The organism is Cellulosimicrobium sp. RS (genome assembly GCF_046159675.1).
In the GTDB taxonomy this organism is placed as follows: Bacteria; Actinomycetota; Actinomycetes; order Actinomycetales; family Cellulomonadaceae; genus Cellulosimicrobium; species Cellulosimicrobium funkei.
Genome location: NZ_JBJXVU010000003.1, coordinates 14,796 through 34,207, shown reverse-complemented (window position 1 = coordinate 34,207; position 19,412 = coordinate 14,796). Strand labels below are relative to the sequence as shown.

Annotated in this window: 20 protein-coding genes and 2 riboswitches; of the genes, 4 read left to right on the top strand and 16 right to left on the bottom strand. The window is 75.0% G+C overall.

The genetic code is table 11. From position 1 onward, the window contains the following. Positions 1–217 precede the first annotated feature (217 nt). Positions 218–1,015 carry a copper homeostasis protein CutC gene (locus tag ACI769_RS05745; protein WP_409141317.1) on the bottom strand — a complete coding sequence of 266 codons (798 nt, stop codon included), beginning with the start codon at positions 1,013–1,015 and terminating at the stop codon, positions 218–220. Between the two features lie 107 nt (positions 1,016–1,122). Continuing rightward, the gene (locus ACI769_RS05740; protein ID WP_043657348.1) at positions 1,123–1,731 is read right to left on the bottom strand and encodes a TetR/AcrR family transcriptional regulator; all 609 of its coding nucleotides are present in this window, start codon (positions 1,729–1,731) and stop codon (positions 1,123–1,125) included. A 111-nt stretch (positions 1,732–1,842) separates the two neighbouring features. Here ACI769_RS05740 and ACI769_RS05735 point away from each other — a divergent pair, with 111 nt between their 5' ends. Beyond that, a complete protein-coding gene (locus tag ACI769_RS05735; protein WP_043657345.1) occupies positions 1,843–2,274 on the top strand; it encodes an organic hydroperoxide resistance protein in 432 nt (143 codons plus the stop codon). 62 nt (positions 2,275–2,336) lie between these two features. Here ACI769_RS05735 and ACI769_RS05730 read toward each other — a convergent pair whose 3' ends face one another. The 3 genes from ACI769_RS05730 to gdhA all read right to left on the bottom strand — a co-directional run bounded on the left by ACI769_RS05730 (position 2,337) and on the right by gdhA (position 4,726). After that, on the bottom strand, positions 2,337–2,771 hold the full coding sequence (locus tag ACI769_RS05730; RefSeq protein ID WP_034653583.1) for a VOC family protein: 435 nt from the start codon (positions 2,769–2,771) through the stop codon (positions 2,337–2,339). Positions 2,772–2,885: 114 nt separating this feature from the next. Then, complete coding sequence (locus ACI769_RS05725; protein ID WP_043657337.1) at positions 2,886–3,212, bottom strand: hypothetical protein; 327 nt, start codon at positions 3,210–3,212, stop codon at positions 2,886–2,888. Positions 3,213–3,388: 176 nt separating this feature from the next. Next, entirely contained in the window at positions 3,389–4,726 is a 1,338-nt protein-coding gene (gene gdhA, locus ACI769_RS05720) for an NADP-specific glutamate dehydrogenase (protein WP_021482903.1), read from the bottom strand. Between the two features lie 237 nt (positions 4,727–4,963). Next, positions 4,964–5,065: riboswitch (SAM riboswitch) on the top strand. 54 nt (positions 5,066–5,119) lie between these two features. On the opposite strand from gdhA, the gene ACI769_RS05715 reads away from it, so the two are divergent. Together ACI769_RS05715 and ACI769_RS05710 are read left to right on the top strand one after the other, a co-directional pair. Further along, positions 5,120–5,719: an NADPH-dependent FMN reductase gene (locus ACI769_RS05715; protein WP_409141316.1), complete on the top strand. Its 600-nt coding sequence runs from the start codon at positions 5,120–5,122 to the stop codon at positions 5,717–5,719. Then, positions 5,716–6,279 carry a flavin reductase family protein gene (locus tag ACI769_RS05710; RefSeq protein ID WP_074805481.1) on the top strand — a complete coding sequence of 188 codons (564 nt, stop codon included), beginning with the start codon at positions 5,716–5,718 and terminating at the stop codon, positions 6,277–6,279. The genes ACI769_RS05715 and ACI769_RS05710 overlap by 4 nt, the downstream gene beginning before the upstream one ends. Before the next feature lie 85 nt (positions 6,280–6,364). Here ACI769_RS05710 and ACI769_RS05705 read toward each other — a convergent pair whose 3' ends face one another. After that, entirely contained in the window at positions 6,365–6,757 is a 393-nt protein-coding gene (locus ACI769_RS05705; RefSeq protein WP_228074943.1) for a hypothetical protein, read from the bottom strand. A gap of 113 nt (positions 6,758–6,870) precedes the next feature. Continuing rightward, complete coding sequence (locus ACI769_RS05700; protein WP_114554006.1) at positions 6,871–7,896, bottom strand: aldo/keto reductase; 1,026 nt, start codon at positions 7,894–7,896, stop codon at positions 6,871–6,873. Positions 7,897–8,135: 239 nt separating this feature from the next. Between ACI769_RS05700 and ACI769_RS05695 the strand changes: the two genes are divergently transcribed. Then, the gene (locus ACI769_RS05695; RefSeq protein WP_051028364.1) at positions 8,136–8,621 is read left to right on the top strand and encodes a Dps family protein; all 486 of its coding nucleotides are present in this window, start codon (positions 8,136–8,138) and stop codon (positions 8,619–8,621) included. Positions 8,622–8,697: 76 nt separating this feature from the next. Here the strand turns inward: ACI769_RS05695 and ACI769_RS05690 are convergent, their stop codons facing one another. The 9 genes from ACI769_RS05690 to ACI769_RS05650 form a co-directional block, all read right to left on the bottom strand. Then, a complete protein-coding gene (locus tag ACI769_RS05690; RefSeq protein WP_409141315.1) occupies positions 8,698–10,470 on the bottom strand; it encodes a dipeptide ABC transporter ATP-binding protein in 1,773 nt (590 codons plus the stop codon). After that, a complete protein-coding gene (locus ACI769_RS05685) occupies positions 10,467–11,513 on the bottom strand; it encodes an ABC transporter permease (RefSeq protein ID WP_409141314.1) in 1,047 nt (348 codons plus the stop codon). Before ACI769_RS05685 ends, ACI769_RS05690 begins: the two co-directional genes overlap by 4 nt. Continuing rightward, complete coding sequence (locus tag ACI769_RS05680) at positions 11,510–12,463, bottom strand: ABC transporter permease (RefSeq protein WP_409141313.1); 954 nt, start codon at positions 12,461–12,463, stop codon at positions 11,510–11,512. Before ACI769_RS05680 ends, ACI769_RS05685 begins: the two co-directional genes overlap by 4 nt. 70 nt (positions 12,464–12,533) lie before the next feature. Next, a complete protein-coding gene (locus ACI769_RS05675) occupies positions 12,534–14,162 on the bottom strand; it encodes an ABC transporter substrate-binding protein (RefSeq protein ID WP_391513930.1) in 1,629 nt (542 codons plus the stop codon). Positions 14,163–14,266: 104 nt separating this feature from the next. Continuing rightward, positions 14,267–14,380: riboswitch (SAM riboswitch) on the bottom strand. Between the two features lie 366 nt (positions 14,381–14,746). Beyond that, positions 14,747–15,067, bottom strand: coding sequence for a contact-dependent growth inhibition system immunity protein (locus ACI769_RS05670; protein ID WP_171467412.1), 321 nt, complete (start codon positions 15,065–15,067; stop codon positions 14,747–14,749). A gap of 220 nt (positions 15,068–15,287) precedes the next feature. Next, the gene (locus tag ACI769_RS05665; RefSeq protein WP_137279745.1) at positions 15,288–16,385 is read right to left on the bottom strand and encodes an LLM class flavin-dependent oxidoreductase; all 1,098 of its coding nucleotides are present in this window, start codon (positions 16,383–16,385) and stop codon (positions 15,288–15,290) included. Positions 16,386–16,516: 131 nt separating this feature from the next. Beyond that, positions 16,517–17,632 (bottom strand): LLM class flavin-dependent oxidoreductase, encoded by a 1,116-nt coding sequence (locus tag ACI769_RS05660; protein ID WP_409141312.1) that lies wholly within the window; start codon positions 17,630–17,632, stop codon positions 16,517–16,519. Positions 17,633–17,711: 79 nt separating this feature from the next. Next, a complete protein-coding gene (locus tag ACI769_RS05655; RefSeq protein WP_043660061.1) occupies positions 17,712–18,125 on the bottom strand; it encodes a rhodanese-like domain-containing protein in 414 nt (137 codons plus the stop codon). Positions 18,126–18,152: 27 nt separating this feature from the next. Beyond that, entirely contained in the window at positions 18,153–19,409 is a 1,257-nt protein-coding gene (locus ACI769_RS05650) for an LLM class flavin-dependent oxidoreductase (protein WP_409141311.1), read from the bottom strand. Between the last annotated feature and the right edge of the window lie 3 nt (positions 19,410–19,412).

The following is a 19,412-nucleotide window of genomic DNA, read 5'->3' as shown; positions in this document are numbered from 1 at the left end:
CCGCAACGGGCCTCGGCCGGACCCCGTGGGACGGGGTCCGGCCGAGGTGCCGGGGGCGGTCAGGAGGGAGCGGGGGCGGCCCGCGGCCGGTCCGGGCGCCACGGGCCGTGCGGGGCGCAGCGCGTCGTGCGGGCGCAGCAGGCGGCGCTCGCACGAGCGGCCGGGGACGGGGTCGGCGGCGGTACGGCGGCAGCGCCGCCAGCGGGCCGGGGCGGGGTCAGCGAGCGACGTCCAGCGCGGCGCGCGCGGCCCGCGCGACCTCGGGGTCGGTGACCTCGTAGCCGGCGTCGCCGCCGCCACCCGGCCCGGCGTCGTCCGCGACGACGCGCTTGGCCGAGAGGTGCACGGCGTCGACGCCCGCGGCCACCAGGGCCCCGACGTCCTGCGGCCGCACTCCCCCGCCGGCCATGACCTGCACACGTCCGTCGAGCGCGTCGCGCGCGTGCGCCGCCATGGCGCGCAGCCGGTCCGTGCCGTCGATGCTGCGCGACGCACCGCCCGACGTGAGCACCCGCACGACCCCGGCCCCGGAGAGCGCGTCGAGCGCGGCGAGCGGGTCGGCGACGACGTCGACGGCGCGGTGGAACGTGACCTCGCGCCCGTCGGCGGCGTCCACGAGGGCGCGTACGGCGCCGACGTCGACCAGGCCGTCCGGGGTGAGCGCACCCACGACGACGCCGCGCGCCCCGGCCGCCACCGCGGCCCGGACGTCGCGCACCTGGACGTCGAGGTCGGTGGGCGTGAGAACGAAGCCGCCGGGGCGCGGGCGCACGAGCACGTGCACCTCGACGCGCGGCCCGGGGCCGTCGGCCTCCGCCGCGGCGGCGACCGCGGCCTCGACGAGCCCGGCGCTGGGCGTGAGCCCGCCCGTGGCGCCGAGACCGACGCACAGCTCGACCCGCTGGGCACGCACGGCCGCGGCCACACGGACGCCGTCGGGGTCCTGGACGGCGAGCTCGAGGGCCACGTCGCGGGCCGCGGGCGCCGCGGCGCCCTCGGGGTGGGTGGTCGTCATGGCGCTCTCCCGTCGTCCGGTCCGGCGGCCGTCGCGTCGCGCGACCCGCACGACGGCGGCCGTCGGCCAGGGTAGACGACTCCGGGCAGCGCGTCGGGCGCGCGGGCTCAGGCCGGCGTCGGCCGTCCCGCCGCGACGGCGGCGAGGCACGCGGACCGCAGGGTCGCGGCCACCTCGTCCGGGTCGCCGAGGTACCCCGCGACCATCGCGCCGTCGCGCAGCATCATGAGCTGCGCCGCGGTCGCGTCGGCGTCCGCGACGCCGACCGCCGCCGCGAGCCGCGCGAACACGTCCCGCGTCCAGCGCCGGTGGCGGTCCACGACGACGCGCACCGGGTCCTGCGGGTCGGGCGTCTCCGCCGCGGCGTTGATGAACGGGCAGCCGCGGAAGCCGGGCACGCAGCTCACGGCGCCGATGGCGCCCGCGAGGGCGCTCAGGGCGTCGAGCGGCTCGGCGTCGCGCAGGGCCTCGTCGACCACCGCGCGGTCGCGCGCGGCCTGCTGCTCGAGGTACGCGACGACGAGGTCGGACTTCGTGCGGAAGTGGCGGTAGAACGTGACCTTGGTGATGCCGACCTGCTCGATGATCCGGTCGGCGCTCGTCGCCCGGATGCCCTGGGCGTAGAAGAGCGCCGAGGCGGCTTCGAGGATGCGGCGGCGCGTGTCCGCCGCGGTGCCGCGGCCCGTCGCCCCGGACGTCGGCGAGTCGTCGACCATGGCCCCCTCCTTCTCTCCGCCCCTTGCGCGCGGTCGGCCGCCAGTCTAGGTTCCTTGATGTAGACGTACTAGTAACTCTACGTCGCATCACGACTCTCGAAAGGCACCTCGATGGCTGACACCCTCTACACCGCCGTGGCCACAGCGACCGGCGACGGCCGCGCCGGAGGCCGCGCCGTGTCCGACGACGGCCAGCTCGACGTCACGCTCGCGGTCCCGCGCGCGATGGGCGGCCCCGGTGGCGGGACCAACCCCGAGCAGCTGTTCGCGGCCGGGTGGTCGTCGTGCTTCCACTCGGCGCTGAAGATGGTCGCGGCGCAGCGCAAGGTCCCCGTGACGGACTCGGCCGTCGTCGCCGAGGTCGACCTCGTCCCGAACGGCGACGGCGGCTTCTCGCTCGGCGCGACGCTGCACGTCGAGCTCGGGGGCGGCGTCACCCAGGACCTCGCCGAGGAGCTCGCGGAGGCCGCGCACGCCGTCTGCCCGTACTCGCTCGCGACCCGGGGCAACATCCCCGTCACGGTCCGCACGACCGTCGCGTAAGGCACCCCGGCACCACCGCCGGGACCGGCTCGCGGATCGGTCCCGCGGGTCGGGCCCGGCGTTCAGTCCAGGCAGAACTCGTTGCCCTCGACGTCCTGCATGACGATGCAGGACTCGTTCTCCTCGTCGGCGACCATCACGCGCACGCACGTCGCACCGAGCGCGACGAGCCGGTCGCGCTCGGCCTCGAGCGCGGCGAGACGGTCGGCACCCACGAGCCCGGTGCCGGCACGCACGTCGAGGTGCACGCGGTTCTTGACGACCTTGCCCTCGGGGACGCGCTGGAAGTACAGGCGCGGACCGGCCCCGGTGGGGTCGCTGCACGCGGACCAGGTGTCCCGCTCCGCGGGCGGGAGGGAGGCCTCGGCGTCGTCCCAGGTGGTGAAGCCCTCCGGGGGCGACGCCGGGACGTAGCCCAGCACCTCGCACCAGAACCGGGCGACGCGCCGTGGCTGCGCGCAGTCGAACGTGACCTGGACCTGCCTGACCGTCGCCATCCGGCCACCCTAGGCGCCCGGACCCTCCCGGCCGGAGGGCATTTCCCGCGCCGGGAGACCGGGCCTGACGCGCCCTCGCGCGCTGCGCCGCGGCGCGTGACTCGGCGGACCGGGTCAGGAGCCGCTCGCCGAGCGGGAGGGCTCGGACGCCCGGCCCACGTAGATCCCGAGCACGCCGGGGGCGATCAGCAGCACGACGCCGAGCACGATCGCCACCGCTCCCCCGACGGGATTTGCGGCGCACACCCGTCCCACGTCCGGGGAGAAGCACCGGTCGTCGAAGGCACCCGCGGCGAAGAAGAGCGCCGCGAAGGCCAGCGGGAAGGCGAGAAGGTAGAGGAGCGCCGCCACCACGAGGCCGAGGACCGCGCTGCCGGCGCGCTGCCTGACCGTGCGCCCGGCGCTGTTCGCCGGCGGGCCGGTCACGTCGTCGGGCTCCACGACGACCGAGCATAGGCCGCTCGCCGCCCCGGGTGGAGCGGCGCTCCTCGCTCCGTGCCCCGCAGCAGGGCGGGGATCCCCGCCGGGCACCGGCGGCCGCCGCCCCCGCGCGCACGACGGCCGCCGGTGCCACCGCTCTGCGCGGGGCACCGACGGCCGTCGTCGTGCGGCTCGGGTCAGATGACGCCGAGCGCGAGGATCGCGTCGGCGACCTTGGTGAAGCCTGCGATGTTGGCGCCGAGCACGTAGTTGCCGGGCGTGCCGTACTCGTCGGCCGTCTCGACGCAGCGGTCGTGGATGCCCGCCATGATCTGCGCGAGGCGGTCCTCGGTGTACTCGAAGGACCACGCGTCGCGCGACGCGTTCTGCTGCATCTCGAGGGCCGACGTCGCGACGCCGCCCGCGTTGGCTGCCTTGCCCGGCGCGAAGAGGACGCCCGCCTCCTGGAGCAGCGCGACGGCGCTCGGCGTCGTGGGCATGTTGGCGCCCTCGGCGACCGCGACGACGCCGTTCGCGACGAGCTGCTTGGCCGCCGCCTCGTCGAGCTCGTTCTGCGTCGCGCACGGGAGCGCGACGTCGCACGGCACGTCCCAGATGGACCCGTCGGTGACGACGCGGGCCCCGGGACGGCGCGCGGCGTAGTCGGCGACGCGCCCGCGCTCGACCTCCTTGATCTGGCGCAGGAGCTCGAGGTCCACCCCGGCCTCGTCGACGACGTACCCCGACGAGTCGGAGAACGCGACCACGTTCGCGCCGAGCTGCTGCGCCTTGGCCGTCGCGTAGATCGCGACGTTGCCCGAGCCCGAGACGACGACGCGGCGCCCGTCGAGCTCCTGCCCGCGCGTCTCCAGCATGTTCTGCGCGAAGAGGACCGTGCCGTAGCCCGTGGCCTCCGTGCGGACGAGCGAGCCGCCCCACGAGATGCCCTTGCCCGTGAGGACGCCGGACTCGTACCGGTTGGTGATGCGCTTGTACTGCCCGAAGAGGTAGCCGATCTCGCGGCCGCCCACGCCGATGTCGCCCGCGGGGACGTCCGTGTTCTCGCCGATGTGCCGGTAGAGCTCCGTCATGAACGACTGGCAGAACCGCATGACCTCGCCGTCGGACCGCCCGCGCGGGTCGAAGTCGGAGCCGCCCTTGCCGCCGCCGATGGGCATGCCCGTGAGCGAGTTCTTGAAGATCTGCTCGAAGCCGAGGAACTTCACGATGCCGAGGTAGACCGACGGGTGGAACCGCAGGCCGCCCTTGTACGGGCCGAGCGCGGAGTTGAACTCGACGCGGAAGCCGCGGTTGATCTGCACGCGCCCGGTGTCGTCCACCCACGGGACCCGGAAGATGATCTGGCGCTCCGGCTCGCACACGCGCTCGAGGACGGCGGCCTCGACGTAGCGCGGGTGCTTGCGCAGCACGGGGCCGAGCGAGTCGAAGACCTCGCGCACGGCCTGGTGGAACTCGGCCTCGCCGGGGTTGCGACGCAGGACCTCGTCGTAGACGGACTGCAGTCGGCTGTCCATGGGTACTCCTCGTCTGACGCGGGCGGAACTCCTGCTGACGGTACGCCTGTGCCAGAAGCTCTCGTCACACCGTCTCACTCCGCGCGCACCGGCGTGGGCCGCCGCCGGGTCCGGGGCGCCCGCACGAGGCGGCACAGGGCGGCACGGGGGGCACCGGCGACGACACATCCGTCCACCCACTGAGAAACCCTACCGATCCGGTGCAGTTTCTCGGGGCGGTTGCTATACCCGTCCCCAGGTCACGAGCGCCAGCGCCAAGCCCCGGCTCGCTGGCCGGCAACCCCTGTCACGGCGGGGTGCTCCGGGAGATGACCAGGCCGGGCCCGGCCTGCCCCGCCACCGGCGAGGACAGCCCGCACGGCAAGCGTGATCGACGACTACTGCGAGGTGCACATGACCCACCACCCCACCCACCCGACGGTGCTCGCCGTCTCGGGCAACCCGCGGCCCGGCTCGCGCACGCTCGGCGCCGCCGAGACGGTCGCACGCCGCGTCGCCGACCTCCTCGGCGCGGCCGACGTCGCCACGGTCGACCTGGCGTCACTCGCCGGCGAGGTGCTCGCCGCCGACCACCCGGCGGCCGACGCCGCCCGTGAGCAGCTCGCCCGGGCGACCGTCGCCGTCGTGGCGACGCCGGTCTACAAGGCGTCGTACACCGGGCTGCTCAAGGCCTTCCTCGACCTCTACGGCCCCGACGGGCTCGCGGGCGTCGTCGTGGTCCCGCTCGTCGTGTCCGGGAACCCGGCGCACGCGCTCGTCGGGGAGGTGCACCTGCGACCCGTGCTCGTCGAGCTCGGCGCCGTCGTCCCGACCCGGTCGCTCACGGTCACCGAGCCGCAGCTCGCGGACCTGGGACCGGTCGTGGACGCGTGGCTCGCGCGCGAGGGCGACGCCCTGCGCCGCGCCACGGCACCGCTCCCCCCGGCGGAGGACCGCCCGGCGGCCAGCACCGACGAGGCTGTCGCCGACGCGTTCGCGGGGGTGGCCCGATGACCGCCGAGCTCACCCACCTGGAGGCCCTCCTGGCCGAGCAGGACGAGCCCCAGCTCTCCCCCGACGAGTACAAGGCCGTGTTCCGCGGCCACCCCGCGGGCGTCGCCGTCGTCGCGCTCGAGCACGGCGACCGCCTCGTCGGCTTCACCGCGACGTCGGTCATCTCCGTCTCGGCCGCGCCCCCGCTGCTCGCGTTCTCGCTCGCGTCCACGTCGTCGTCGTGGCCCGCGGTCTCGACCGCGCGCACGCTGACCGTGAGCTTCCTCGCGGACCACCAGGACGACGTCTCGGCCCGGTTCGCGACGAGCGGCATCGACCGGTTCGCGGACGGCGGCTGGTCGCGCCTGCCGACGGGCGAGCCCGTGATCGACGGCGCGCTGTCGTGGGTGCGCGGGAGGGTCGTCCAGCGCACGCCGGTGGGCGACTCCTACCTGGTCTCGCTGCGCGCGCTCGCGTCGAGCGTCGGCGCCGCACCCGGGGCGCCGCGGGGGGCGGCGGCGTCGCCGCTCGTCTACCACGACCGCACCTACCACCGGATCGGCGACCACTCCGCGCTCTGAGCGCACGACGGGCGAGGGGCCCGACGGCGGACGTCCCGCCGTCGGGCCCCTCGCCCGTCCCGTGCCGCCCCTCACGGGTGGTCCGTCACCAGCTCCAGCCGCGCGCGCTGAGCTCGAGCTCCTCGCGGAACCGCTCGTCGTCGCCGGTGCGGAAGCCCGCGCGCAGGGGTGCGTCCGCGACCGGGAGCCCCGTGAGCCGGCAGGCCTCGCGCAGCAGCGCGTCGTAGGCGCCCTGGACCGCGAGGTAGTGGTGGGCACGCGCGTAGACGTCCGGGTCGGCCTCGATGCGCCGGAGCTCTGCGGCGAGCGCGGTGAGCCGCACCTGGAGCGCGAGCGTGGTGAGCGGGTCCGGTGCCGCGGCGGCACGACGGCGCCCGCCCGCCCGGTGGCTCGGAGGTCGCCCGGCCCGGCGCAGCACCCACCACGCGGCGGCGGCCGTGCACGCCGTCGCGCACCAGATCATGAGCAGCCACGACATCGGAGCCGACCTCTGCGCGGGGAGACCCACAGGACCTCTCCAGTCTAGGTCTCCCCGGCCCCGCGAGGCAGGGTGGGCGGCCACCTGTCCTCGCCGCCGGCCCGCGCGGCGGGTCAGCCGTCGAGGAGGTCCGGCTGCGGGTGCCGCACGCCCTGGACGGCCGCGCGCGGGATCGCCGCGCCGATCGTCGCGACGTCGTCCGGCGTGAGCTCGACCGCGGCCGCCGCGACGTTCTGCTCCAGGTACGCGACGCGCTTCGTCCCCGGGATCGGGACGACGTCGTCGCCCTGCGCGAGGAGCCACGCGAGCGCGAGCTGCGCCGTCGTGACGCCGCGCTCCGCGGCGAGCTGCTCCAGGGAGCGCACGAGGCCGCGGTTGTGCTCGAACGCCTCGCCGGCGTACCGGGCGTGGGCGCGGCGCACGTCGTCCTCCGCGAAGCCGTCGGTGGCGTCCACGGTCCCGGTGAGGATGCCCCGGCCGAGCGGCGAGAAGGGCACGAAGCCGACCCCGAGCTCGCGCAGCGTCGGCAGCACCTCGTCCTCCGGGTCGCGCGTCCACAGCGAGTACTCGCTCTGCACGGCCGTCACGGGGTGCACGGCGTGCGCGCGGCGCACGGTCGCGGCGGACGGCTCCGAGAGACCGATGCCGCGGACCTTCCCGGCCTCCACGAGGCCGGCGAGCGCGCCGACCGTGTCCTCGATCGGCACCTGGGGGTCGACACGGTGCAGGTAGTACAGGTCGAGGCGGTCGGTGCCGAGGCGGCGCAGGCTCGCGTCGACCGCGGCACGGACGTACTCGGGGCGGCCGTCGACCGGACGCCCGTCGGGGTGGCCGCCCGCGGGCGGGAGCCCGAACTTCGACGCGAGGACGATCTCGTCCCGGTGCGGCCCGAGGACCCGGCCGAACAGCTCCTCGTTGCGGCCGTGACCGTAGACGTCGGCCGTGTCGAAGAGCGTCACACCGAGCTCGAGCGCGCGGCGCAGCACGGCCTCCGCCTCCGCGGCGTCCGCGGGGCCGTAGGCGTCGGTGACGGACATGCCGCCGAACCCGACGGCGGAGACGGCGAGCGCCGCCTCGCCGGTGCCGAGCGTGCGCGACGGGAGGGTGCCGGGGGCGGGGGTCCGGGAGGTGTCGGTCATGGCCCCAGCGGACCACCGCGCGCCGCCGGGGGCAAGGGCGGACGCCGTCCTCTCACCTGGCGAGAGGACGTGACGCGCCGTGCCGCGGGACGAGCCCCGCCGCAGGTCAGGCACGCCTCTCCTTGCTGGCGGGCGCGCGGAATGCGACCTAGTCTGGAATCGTTCAAGTGAACGGCACCGACGGAAGCCGGGTGACCGCCGCACGATTCCGGGCGACCCCCGAGAGAGCGAGGAGCACCATGTCCGCACCCACCATCCACCGCACGACGGCCCGCTTCGAGGCGTCGGAGAAGCTCCGCGCCCACCTGCAGCGCGTGCTCGTCGCGCTCGTCGACCTGCACGTCCAGGGCAAGCAGGCCCACTGGAACGTCACGGGCCGCGGGTTCCGCGACCTGCACCTCCAGCTCGACGACGTCGTGGACGCCGCGCGCGAGCACAGCGACACCGTCGCCGAGCGCATGCGCGCGCTCCAGGTCGTGCCCGACGGCCGCACCGAGACCGTCGCGACGACGACGGACCTCTCGCCGTACCCGGCCGGCCTCGTGTCGGTCGGCGACACCGTCGACGCGGTCGTCGAGCGCATCGCGCAGACGGTCGAGGTCGTCCGCGCCGTGCACGACGACGTGGACGCCGAGGACCCGACGAGCGCCGACATCCTGCACGAGATCATCGCGGACCTGGAGAAGCAGGCCTGGTTCCTCTCCTCGGAGAACCGCGAGGCCTGACCCGGCCCGCCGCCGCGAGGTAGAACGGCCCGTCGCGAGGTAGAGCACGTCGTGCTCTACCTCGCGACGGGCCGTTCTACTTCGCGGTGCGCCCCTGGTGCGCGCGGCGGCCGGGGATGGCCGCGACGAGCTCCCGCGTGTACTCCTCCTGCGGGTCGATCAGGATCTGCTCGGCCGCCCCCTGCTCGACGACGCGCCCGCGGTGCATGACGCCGACGTGGTCGGACACCTGCCGCACGACGGCGAGGTCGTGCGAGATGAACAGGTACGCGAGCCCGTGCTCGGCCTGGAGCCGCACGAGCAGCTCGAGGATCTGCGCCTGCACGGACACGTCGAGCGCCGAGACGGGCTCGTCGAGCACGACGAGCGCCGGGTTCAGGGCGAGCGCCCGCGCGATGGCGACGCGCTGCCGCTGCCCGCCCGAGAGCTCGCGCGGTCCCCGGCGGAGCACGTCGGGTGGGAGCGCGACGTCCTCGACGAGCGCACGCGCCCGGTCCGCCCGCTCGGACGGCGACCCGACCCGGTACGCCCGGAGCGGCTCGGTGACGATCTGCTCGACGGTGAACCGCGGGTCGAGCGACGCGTACGGGGACTGGTAGACCACCTGGAAGCCGCGGCGCAGCGACCGCAGCCGCTCGCCGCGCGCCGTCGTGACGTCCTCGCCTGCGAACTCCACCGTGCCCGCGGTGGGCCGTTCGAGCCGGAGGGCGAGGCGCGCCGTCGTGCTCTTGCCCGACCCCGACTCCCCCACGAGCGCGTACGTCTCGCCGCGCCCGACCGCGAGGCTCACGCCGTCCACTGCGACGAGCGTCCGGTGCGCCGACCCGCGCGGCAGCGTGAACTCCTTGCGCAGGTCCCGCACCGCGAGGACGGGCGCGTTCGCGGTGTCCGGGCCGGCGGCGTCGGGCACCGCGATCTCCTGACCGACGGCGCGGCTCGCCTCGGCGCGCGGGACGACGCCGTCGCCCGGCACCGCCTCCGGGGTGCCACCCGCGACGAGGCGCGAGCTCGCGAGGCTCGGCGCCGCCGCGATGAGCTGCTGGGTGTACGGGTGGCGTGGGTCGTGCAGCACCTGCTCGGCGGTGCCCTCCTCGACGACGACCCCGTGCTCGAGAACGACGATCCGGTCGGCGCGGTCCGCCGCGACGCCGAGGTCGTGCGTGATGAGCAGGACGGCGGTGCCGAGGTCGCGCACGAGTCCGTCGAGGTGGTCGAGGATGCGGCGCTGGACCGTCACGTCGAGCGCGCTCGTGGGCTCGTCCGCGACGACGAGGCGCGGCCGGGCCGCGACGGCGATCGCGATGAGCACGCGCTGGCGCATCCCGCCGGAGAGCTGCGACGGGAACTGCCGCGCGCGGGCCTCCGGGTCGTCGATCCCGGCCTGGCGCAGCAGCTCGACCGCACGCTCGCGCGCCTCCTTGCGCCGCGCGAGCCCGTGGATGACGAGCACCTCCGCGACCTGGTCGCCCACGCGCGTGACGGGGTTGAGCGAGACCGTCGGGTCCTGCGGCACGAGCCCGACGTCGCGGCCCCGCACCTGCTGCCACTCCTTCTCGGAGAGCCGTCCGACGTCGCGGCCGCCGAGGCGGATGGTCCCTGCCGTCACCTCGCCCCCGCGCGCGAGCAGGTGCAGGGCCGCGTGCGCCGTCGTGCTCTTGCCCGACCCGGACTCGCCCACCAGCGCGACGACCTCGCCCGGCCCGACCGTGAGGTCGACGCCGCGCACGGCGGCGTACGAGCCGCCGTCGCGCGTGCGGTAGGCGACCTCCAGACCGCGGATCTCGAGCGCGGGCGCCTCGCCCGACGTCGGGCCGGGACGCTCCTGGGTGGTCGGCGTCGTGGCGGTCATGCGTCCCCTCCGGTCCGTTCCAGGGCCCGCGCGATGCGGTTCGCCGACAGCACGACGGCGACGATCACGAGGCCCGGCATGGTCGTGAGCCACCACGCGGTGGCCAGGTAGTCGCGCCCGCCCGAGACGAGCGACCCCCACTCCGGCGCGGGCGGCGGCGTCCCGTAGCCGAGGAAGCTCAGGGCCGAGATGGCGAGCACGGCCGTGCCGAGCTCGAGCGCGACGAGCGCGAGCACCGGTCCCGTCGAGTTGGGCAGCACGTGGCGCCCCAGCACGCCGTACCAGCGCACCCCCGACGCGCGGGCCGCCTCGACGTACACCGACGTCGAGGTGCGCAGGACCTCGGCCCGCATGACGCGCGCGAACGTCGCGACGCTCGTGATGCCGACGGCGATCGCGACCTTGACCGTCCCGAACCCGAGCGCCGTGATGATCGCGAGCGAGAGCAGGATGCTGGGGATCGCGAGCAGCACGTCGACGAACCGGCCGACGACGTCGTCCACCCACCCGCGCACGAACCCCGCGAGCAGGCCGAGCAGCGACCCGGCGACGAGCCCGACCGCGACCGCGACGAGGGTCGCGCCGAGCGAGGCCGACGCGCCGTGGACGACGCGCGCGTACACGTCCCGCCCCAGGTGGTCGGTGCCGAACAGGTGCGCGCCCGACGGCGGCTGCAGCCGGTCCGCGGGCACGCCCGTCAGCGGGTCGTACGCCGTGAAGAGCTGCGGGACGACCGCCCACGCCGTGACGAGCAGGACGACGAGCACGGCGACGACCAGCCCGGGACGCCGCACGGCGTACCGCGCCCCGCGCCGCCACCGGCCCGCCGTGCCCCGGGTCCGCACGCGGCCGTGCCGCAGGATCGCGCGCGCGTCCTCGCGGTCCTCGACCTCGATCTCCGCGGGCGTGCGCCCCTCGGGCGCGTCGGCGGGCGGGGCGTCGGGGGCGAGCGCGCCCGCCGGCGGCGCGTCCGCCACCGCGGCACGGTCCGCGACCCGGGCCTCGTCCCGGAGCACGATGCGCACTCCCGGCCTGGTGCTCATGCGGCCACCGCCTTCTGTCGTGCGTCGATCCGGGGGTCGAGCAGGGGGTAGAGCAGGTCGACCACGAGCGTGACGACCACGAACACGAGCGCCGAGAGGACGACGACCGCCTGCACCACGGGGATGTCCTGCGCGTCCACCGACGTGACCGTGAGCCGTCCCAGGCCCGCGCGCGAGAACACCGTCTCGGTGACGACCGTGCCGCCGAGCAGCCCGCCCACGACGACCCCCAGCACGGTCAGCGCGGGGATCGCGGCGTTGCGCAGCGCGTGGCCGAAGTGCACGCGCGCGCGGCTCGCGCCCTTGGCGCGCGCCGTCTCGACGTACGGCTCGCCGAGCGTCCCGCGCAGGCTCCGCGCGAGCACCTGGGCGAGCGCGGCGCTCGCCGGCACGGCGAGCGTGATCGCCGGCAGCACGAGGCTGATCGCGCCCTGGTTGCCGATCGCGGGGAACAGCGGGAGCTGGAAGGAGAACCACTGCAGCAGGAGGAGGCCCAGCCAGAACGGCGGCAGGGCGACGCCGAGCGGAGGGAGCGACGCGAGCGCGTGGCGCAGCCAGGCCGCGCGCGGGAACGTGCTCGCGATCGCGATGCCGACGCCCGCCACGACGGCGAGGACGAGCGCCGCGGCCGTGAGCCGGAGCGTCTCCGGGAGCGCCTGGAGCACGAGCTGCGTCGCGGGCGCCCCGGACGCGTACGACGTCCCGAAGTCGAGCCGCAGTGCGTGCCACAGCGCGTCGGCGTACTGCACGAGCACGGGCCGGTCGAGGCCGTACTGGGCGCGCAGGGCGTCGAGCAGCGCGGGGTCCACCTGGTCCGCCTCGCCTCCGCCGCTCGCCATGAGCGCGGCCGGGTCGCTGGGCAGCAGGTAGAGGACGAAGAACGAGATGGTGAACGCCGCCCAGAGCACGAACAGGCCCTGCCCGGCGCGACGCAGGACGTACCGGCCCATGGTCGGCCTCCTTCGTTGGGGGATGCCTGCCTGCCCGACGCCGCGGCGTCGGGCAGGCGGGCCCGGCGGGTCAGCCCTGGGTGACCCAGGCGTCGTAGAAGTCGAGGCGCGACGACGCCTCGAACGTCAGGCCGTGGACCGTGTCGGCGGCCGCGATGGTCGTCGAGAGCTCGTAGACCGGGATCGCGTGCCCCTTCTGCACGAGCAGGCGCGACGCCTCCGTGACGAGCTCCTGCCGCTCGGCCGGGTCGGTCGCCGCGGCCGACGCGTCGAGCAGGTCGTCGACCTCTTCCGCGTCACGCTGGTTGATGTTGCGCGCGTTCGCCGAGAAGATCGTCCGCAGCACGTCCGGGTCGGAGCGCGTGAGGTTGTAGTAGTCGAAGTCGAAGTCGCCGCTCTCCTTGATCGCCTGCGACTCGGCGACGGTCACGTGCTGGAGCTGGAGGTCCACGCCGATCTGCGCGAGCTGCTGCTGGACCAGCTCGAGCGGCTCCGGCACCTGCCAGAACGTCACGGTCGTGGAGAGCTTCTGGCCGTCCTTCTCCCGCACGCCGTCGGCGCCCTCGACCCAGCCCGCGTCGTCGAGGATCTTCTTCGCGCCCTCGGGGTCGTAGGCGAGCTCGTCCGCGACGCTCTCGTAGAGCGGCGTCGAGTGCGACAGGACGCTCGTGGCCGGCTCGTCCTGCGCGCTGAGCACGGTGTCCGCGATCTGCTCGCGGTCGATGCCCTGGAGGATCGCCGTCCGCACGGCCTCGTCGCCCGCGAGCGGGCTCGACTCGTTGGGGAAGAGGTTGAACACGACGCCCGGGTTGGCGCGGTACTCGAGCCAGAACCCGTTCCCGTCGAACTGCGGGAGGTCGACGGTCGAGATCGCGGCCGTGGCGTCGATCTGCCCCGACTGCAGGCTGCCGCTGCGCACGCTCGCCTCGGGGATGACCTTGAACGTCACCGTGTCGAGGTAGGCCTCGCCCTGGTGGTCGCTCGCCTCCGAGCCCCACGCGTAGCCCGCGACCTTCTCGAGCACGATCTCCTGGTCCTGCGTGTACGACTTCACGGAGAACGGGCCGGAGCCGACGAACTTCCCGGCGCAGCGGTCCTCGACGCTCAGGTCGGCCGAGGACGGGGCGAGGAGGCCGAGCGAGAACGTCGACGTCGCCTGGAGGAACTGCGCGCTCGGCTCCGCGAAGTCCACCGTGAGGGTCTGCGGGTCGGTGACGGTCGTGCCCTCGTAGCCGACGAGGTACTGCGACCCGAGCGACGCCGTCGCACCGAGCGCGACGATCGCGTCGAAGTTCGTCTTCACCGACTCGGCGTCGATCGGCGTGCCGTCGGCGTACGTCGCGTCGTCGCGCAGGTGGAACGTGTAGCTCGACGCGTCGTCGTTCACCTCCCAGCTCTCCGCGAGCCACGGCAGGATCTCGCCCGACTCCGGGTCCTGCGCCGTGAGCGACGCGACGGTCTGGCGGGCCGCCGCGATGGCGTCGTTGTTGCCGACCTGCTGCGGGTCGATGCAGTGCGAGTCGACCGTGAGGGCGAACGTCAGGTCGCCGCCCGTCACGGGCTCGCCGGACGGGCTGGGCGACCCGTCGCCGTCGGACGCGCCGGAGCCGCCGCCCGCGCACGCGCTGAGCAGGAGGCCCGTCGCGGCGGCCGCCGCGGCGACGGTCAGGGACCGGCGTCGGTGAGGTGTGGGGATCATGTCGTGCTGCTCTCCTCGTGTGCCGGCTGAGGACCGGCGGTCGTCCGGCGCCGGTGGTCGTCCGCGGCGGGCCCAGGGCCGGCGCGGCGGGGGTGCCCACCGGGGTGCCGTGCTTACCGCGCCGCGGGAGCGGCGCGGTCAGGTCGTTCCCGGAGCACCCCGTCACGTCGAAGGGTTGCTGGTCAGCGAGCCGGGCCTACGTGCTGACGCTCGTCACCTGGGAGCAGGAAAGACAATCTCGACCGGTTGAGTCAAGTATCGAGACGGCCGTCCCGCCAGACGGACGGTTGTTTCCGCCGAGACGACGCGAGTCGCGGCCGTCTCGCGTGTCACCGCGCCGGGAAGGGCGACTCGGGAGGTGGGGTGGCGCCACGGACCGGGCGCGCTCGGACGGGCGCCCGACCTGCGGCAGCACGGACCGCCGCGACGCCACCGACAGCGAAGCGCGCGCCACGGGCGTCGACAGCGACGTCGTCGACGCCCGGACGTGCGCCGGCACGCCGAGCACGACGCGCCACCGGAGCCGTCGCGATCAGGCCCGCCGACCGTAGCCGGCACGCGAGAGACCGAGAGAGCGAAACTCCTCAGGGACCGTCAAGATCTGATGCGGTGATTCTCGCCGTCACTTCTCCCCGGACCACGAGGAGCCAGTCGCGCAGCGGCATTCCCACGGCCTCGCGATAGAGCTCGGCATGAAGCCGGCCGTTGATCCACTCGACGACCTGCTCGTCGGAACGGTAGCGGTCCAGGGTGCTGTCGATCTCGTCGACGAGTCCGTCGTACCTGCTGGGGCCGACCAGGTCCAGGAAACGCGCCAGAGCACCTGCGGGACTCCCGTAGTCCTCTTCCCAGTCCTGGTGGAAGAACGAGCCGAAGAACGCGTCGAGCGAGTAGTGGGTCGTCATGGCGCACCTCGCGGAGGGGTCGTCGCGTCAAGGAAGGGCGGCGTGAGTGCGAGAGCCTGCGTCGAGACCGGAGCTGCGCCCGGGACGCGACGCTACACCGTCGGCCTCTTCAGCAGGGGTGTTCTCAGCCTGCCGCCGGGCCCGCAGCGCAGCCTCCTCCATCATCCGCGCCGCCCAGCTCGAGGAAGAGCGAACCGGCCGTGGCGTCGAGGATGCCTCGTCAGGCCGCCGTGAACCCCGCCGCGCGGCGGGCGTCGGCCGGGCTCCACAGGTCCGTCTTCACCTCGGCCTGCACGACGGGCACGACCTCCTCCGCGAACCGGCGCAGCACGTCCTCCTGCTGCGCCGCGGGGATCAGGTGGTTCACCGAGACGGACTGCAGGTCGTGCCGGTACGAGGCGTGGTAGTCGAGGATCTTCTCCGCCACGCGCTCCGGCGACCCCACGAGCGCGGGCCCGCGCTCGACGGCGTCCTCGACCGTCCGGAAGCTCGGTGCCTTCCCGACGGCGTCGGGCCCGTACCCCCGGCGCGCCGCCGCCGCGACCTGGCCCTCGTAGATCGGGCGGTACTGCTCGATCGCCTCCTCCGTCGTGTCGGCGAGGAACAGCCCGCCCGAGCCCGACCCGACGAACCCGTACGCCGGGTCGTGCCCGTGCGCCGCGTACTGCTCGCGGAAGCGGTCGATGAGCACCTGGTAGTTCTCGCGCGGCTGCAACGCGTTGGCGCTGACGATCGGGTCCCCGTACCGGGCCGCGAGGTCCACCGCGAAGCGCGACGTCGCCGACCCGTGCCAGATCCGGAACGGCCCGGCGAACGGTCGCGGCAGCGTCGTCGCGTGCTCCAGCGCGTGGCGGTGCCGCCCGCTCCAGCTGACGTCCTCCTCCGACAGCAGCAGGCGCAGCAGCTCGTAGTTCTCCTGGAGGTACTCGTACTGCTTGTCGAGGTCCAGCCCGAGCAGCGGGTACTGCAGCACCTCGTTGCCCTTGCCGATGACGATCTCCAGCCGCCCGCGGCTCAGCTGGTCGACCGTCGCGAGGTCCTCGGCGACGCGGATCGGGTCGAGCAGGGACAGCACCGTGACGCCCGTGCTCAGCAGGATGCGCGACGTCCGCGCCGCGACCGCGCCGAGGATCACCGTCGGCGCCGACGACAGCACCTCTCCCGCGTGCCGCTCCCCCACCGCGAACGAGTCGAACCCGAGCTCCTCCGCCAGCACCGCCGTCTCGACGACCCGGTTCAACCGGTCGGACGGCGCGACCGCCTCCCCGGTCACGGGGTGGGGCGGGTTGAACACGATGTCGAGTACCTGGAACCGCACGTCCTTCTCCTTGTTGTTCGTCGTCGTCCGGGGGGCCGGTACCGGCGCGTTCGGCAGCTCCGGCCGTGATCGGCACCCGCAGGTGCCGAATCCGACCGGAGCTGCCGAAGCGGGGCGGGGTTGCCGATCTCTCAGGCCGCGGCGGCCTCGGCGGCGGCGGCGTCGCGCTTCGCGACCTCCTCGCGGACGAGGGGGATGACGTAGCGACCGAAGTCGACCGCGTCGTCGAGCAGGTCGTAGCCGCGCGCGGAGATGACGCGGACGCCGAGGTCGTAGTAGGCGAGGAGCGCCTCGGCGACCTGCTCGGGCGTGCCGACGAGCGAGTTGGAGTTGCCGGCGCCGCCGGTGGCCTTCGCGGTCGCGGTCCACAGCGCGGTGTCGAAGCGCTCGCCCTGGGCGGCGATCTCGAGCAGCCGCTGAGAGCCCGCGTTCTCGGGCTTGTCGATCGGGTGCCGACGGCTGAGCTGTCCCCCGGCGGCGGCCTTGCGCGCCTCGATCCGGTCGAGGATGCGGTGCGCCTTCTCCCAGGCGAGCTCCTCGGTCGGCGCGACGATCGGCCGGAACGCGGCGTGGATGCGGGGCGGCGTCGCACGACCCGCAGCGGCGGCCTCGGCGTGCACGCGCGCGATCTGCTCGGCGGTGCGGTCGAGCGGCTCGCCCCAGACGGCGTAGATGTCGGCCTCGGTCGCGCCGACGCGGAACGCGGCGTCCGACGACCCGCCGAACGAGATGGTCGGGCTGCGGCCCTCGAACGGCTTGGCGTCGAGCACGAAGTCGTCGAAGTCGTAGAACGGCCCGTGGTGGTCGAACGGCTCGGCGCTCGACCAGGCCTGCTTGACGATCCGGATGTACTCGTGGGTGCGCGCGTACCGCTCGTCCTTGGTCAGCGTGTCGCCCTCGCGGCCCTGCTCGTGGTCGTTGCCACCGGTGATGAAGTGGACGGAGAGCCGCCCGCCGGAGAGCTGGTCGAGCGTCGCGAACGTCTTGGCGGCGTACGTCGGGTAGGACACGTTGGGCCGGTGCGCGAGCAGCAGCTCGATCGACTGCAGGCGCGCGGCGGTGTAGGCGGCGAGCGCGGCGGGCTCGGGGCCGGAGGAGCCGTACGCGAAGAGGACGCGCGTCCAGCCGTTGTCCTCGTGCGCGCGCACGAGGCGCTCGAGGTAGGCGGGGTCGAACGCGGCGGTGGTGCGCTCGGTGGTCTCCGAGGCGTCGTTGGTCGTGGCGATGCCGAGGAACTCGACGGGCATGAGGGTCTCCGTGGTGTCGGTGCGGGTGGTGCGTCGTGCGGTGGTGCGGGGGCCGGACGTGCACGGTCCGGCCGCCGGCTCAGGCCCGGGCGGGCGCCGTCGGCTCCGGCGACGCCGCGGACGCCGAGGGCGCGGCGGGCTCCGGGGCCGCCCCGACCGGGTCGGACGCCGGGAGGCCGGCCTCCTTCCACGCGGGGAAGCCGCCGTCGACGTGGGACACGTGCGTGTACCCGCGCCGCGCGAGCGCCTCGGCCACCGGCCCGGAGCCGTTCGGCGACCCGCACACGACGACGACGGGCGTGTCGAGCGAGATCACCGGGGCGTCGGCGGGGCCGAACAGGGCGTCGAGGTCGTCGCGGTCGGCGAGCGTGGCGCCGGGGATCTCGCCGTGCGCGGCGCGACCGCCGGCCGAGCGCACGTCGATCAGCAGCGCGCCGTCGGCGACCTGGGCGGCGGCGTCGGTCGCGGCCCGCAGGGGCGGGGTCGTGGTCATGGGTGTCTCCTTCGCGGGGTGGTGGTGTCAGCGGGTGGCGGCGAGGGCGGGTGCGACGTCGGGGGTGGCGGTCGTGGTGTCTCCGCTGCCCGAGGCGTCCGCGAACCAGTGCTCGGCGAGCAGCGCGAACGAGCGTCGGGCGTCGTCGGCGTCGTGGGTCGCGGTGGTGACGAGCAGCTCGTCCGCGCCGGTCGCGCGGCGCAGGGTCTCGAGCCGCCGCACGACGGTCTCGGGGTCGCCGACGATGCGTGTGTCGACGCGGTCGGCGACGAGCGCGCGCTCCGCCTCCGGACGCTCCTCCCACGCGGGCGACGTGCCCGGCTCCGGGTAGGCGATCGCGCCGTCGGCGCCGCTGCGGATGGAGAGCACCCAGTCCGCGAACGGCGTCGCGAGCTCGCGGGCCCGCTCGACGGTGTCGGCGACGAGCACGTCGGCGGACACGACGACGTAGGGCTCGTCGAGCACGCCCGGCCGGAACGCCTCGCGGTACGCGGCGACGGTGTCGAGCGTCGCCGACGGCGCCACGTGGTAGTTCGCGGCAAGCGGCAGCCCGAGCTCGCCCGCGACGCGCGCGCTCTCGCCCGCGCTCGACGCGAGGACCCACAGGTCCCAGTCGGCGCCCTCGACGGGCGGGCTCACGTACGGCGTCCCGCGCTCGTCGCGGTAGGTCCCCGCGCGCAGCCCGAGCACGAGCTCGAGCTCGTCGCGGAAGCTCGCCGGGGTGCGCGACGCCCCGACGATCCGCTTCTGCGCGAGGATGCGTTCGCGCAGCACGGAGTCGTTCACGTCGGCGGGCGGCGCGCCGGGCACGTACAGCCCGTCGACGACCCGCGGCCCGGTGGCGGGCCGGCCCCGCCGCGGCGCCCCGGCCCCCTTCTCCCCCGTCGGCGGCGTGAACGCGCGGCCGAGCCCGAGGTCGACGCGGCCCGGGTGGAGCGCGGCGATCGTCCCGAACTGCTCGGCGGCGACGAGCGGGCTCGTCGTGCTGAGCAGCACGGCACCGCTGCCGACACGGATGCGCTCGGTCCGGGCCGCGACGGCGGCGGCGAGCACGGCGGGCGACGCAGAGCCGACGCCGGGCGACAGGTGGTGCTCGGCGTACCAGACGCGGTGGTAGCCGAGCCGGTCGAGGTCGCGCGCGAGCCCGACGGCGCGGCGCACCGCGTCCTGGCCCGTCGCCCCCTCGGGGACGATCGCGAGGTCGAGCACGGACAGCGGGACGCGGCCGGACGCCGGTCGCGGCCCGCCGGGGGTGGCGGTCGGGTGCGGGTGCTGGTGGGACATGGC

Coding starts and splice junctions, on each gene's coding strand:
- ACI769_RS05650 (WP_409141311.1), bottom strand. CDS start 19,409: ATGTCCCACCAGCACCCGCACCCGACCGCCACCCCCGGCGGGCCGCGA.
- ACI769_RS05735 (WP_043657345.1), top strand. CDS start 1,843: ATGGCTGACACCCTCTACACCGCCGTGGCCACAGCGACCGGCGACGGC.
- ACI769_RS05670 (WP_171467412.1), bottom strand. CDS start 15,067: ATGACGACCCACTACTCGCTCGACGCGTTCTTCGGCTCGTTCTTCCAC.
- ACI769_RS05715 (WP_409141316.1), top strand. CDS start 5,120: ATGACCCACCACCCCACCCACCCGACGGTGCTCGCCGTCTCGGGCAAC.
- ACI769_RS05680 (WP_409141313.1), bottom strand. CDS start 12,463: ATGGGCCGGTACGTCCTGCGTCGCGCCGGGCAGGGCCTGTTCGTGCTC.
- ACI769_RS05745 (WP_409141317.1), bottom strand. CDS start 1,015: ATGACGACCACCCACCCCGAGGGCGCCGCGGCGCCCGCGGCCCGCGAC.
- ACI769_RS05690 (WP_409141315.1), bottom strand. CDS start 10,470: ATGACCGCCACGACGCCGACCACCCAGGAGCGTCCCGGCCCGACGTCG.
- ACI769_RS05705 (WP_228074943.1), bottom strand. CDS start 6,757: ATGTCGTGGCTGCTCATGATCTGGTGCGCGACGGCGTGCACGGCCGCC.
- ACI769_RS05655 (WP_043660061.1), bottom strand. CDS start 18,125: ATGACCACGACCCCGCCCCTGCGGGCCGCGACCGACGCCGCCGCCCAG.
- ACI769_RS05710 (WP_074805481.1), top strand. CDS start 5,716: ATGACCGCCGAGCTCACCCACCTGGAGGCCCTCCTGGCCGAGCAGGAC.
- ACI769_RS05740 (WP_043657348.1), bottom strand. CDS start 1,731: ATGGTCGACGACTCGCCGACGTCCGGGGCGACGGGCCGCGGCACCGCG.
- ACI769_RS05700 (WP_114554006.1), bottom strand. CDS start 7,896: ATGACCGACACCTCCCGGACCCCCGCCCCCGGCACCCTCCCGTCGCGC.
- gdhA (WP_021482903.1), bottom strand. CDS start 4,726: ATGGACAGCCGACTGCAGTCCGTCTACGACGAGGTCCTGCGTCGCAAC.
- ACI769_RS05695 (WP_051028364.1), top strand. CDS start 8,136: ATGTCCGCACCCACCATCCACCGCACGACGGCCCGCTTCGAGGCGTCG.
- ACI769_RS05675 (WP_391513930.1), bottom strand. CDS start 14,162: ATGATCCCCACACCTCACCGACGCCGGTCCCTGACCGTCGCCGCGGCG.
- ACI769_RS05685 (WP_409141314.1), bottom strand. CDS start 11,513: ATGAGCACCAGGCCGGGAGTGCGCATCGTGCTCCGGGACGAGGCCCGG.
- ACI769_RS05730 (WP_034653583.1), bottom strand. CDS start 2,771: ATGGCGACGGTCAGGCAGGTCCAGGTCACGTTCGACTGCGCGCAGCCA.
- ACI769_RS05660 (WP_409141312.1), bottom strand. CDS start 17,632: ATGCCCGTCGAGTTCCTCGGCATCGCCACGACCAACGACGCCTCGGAG.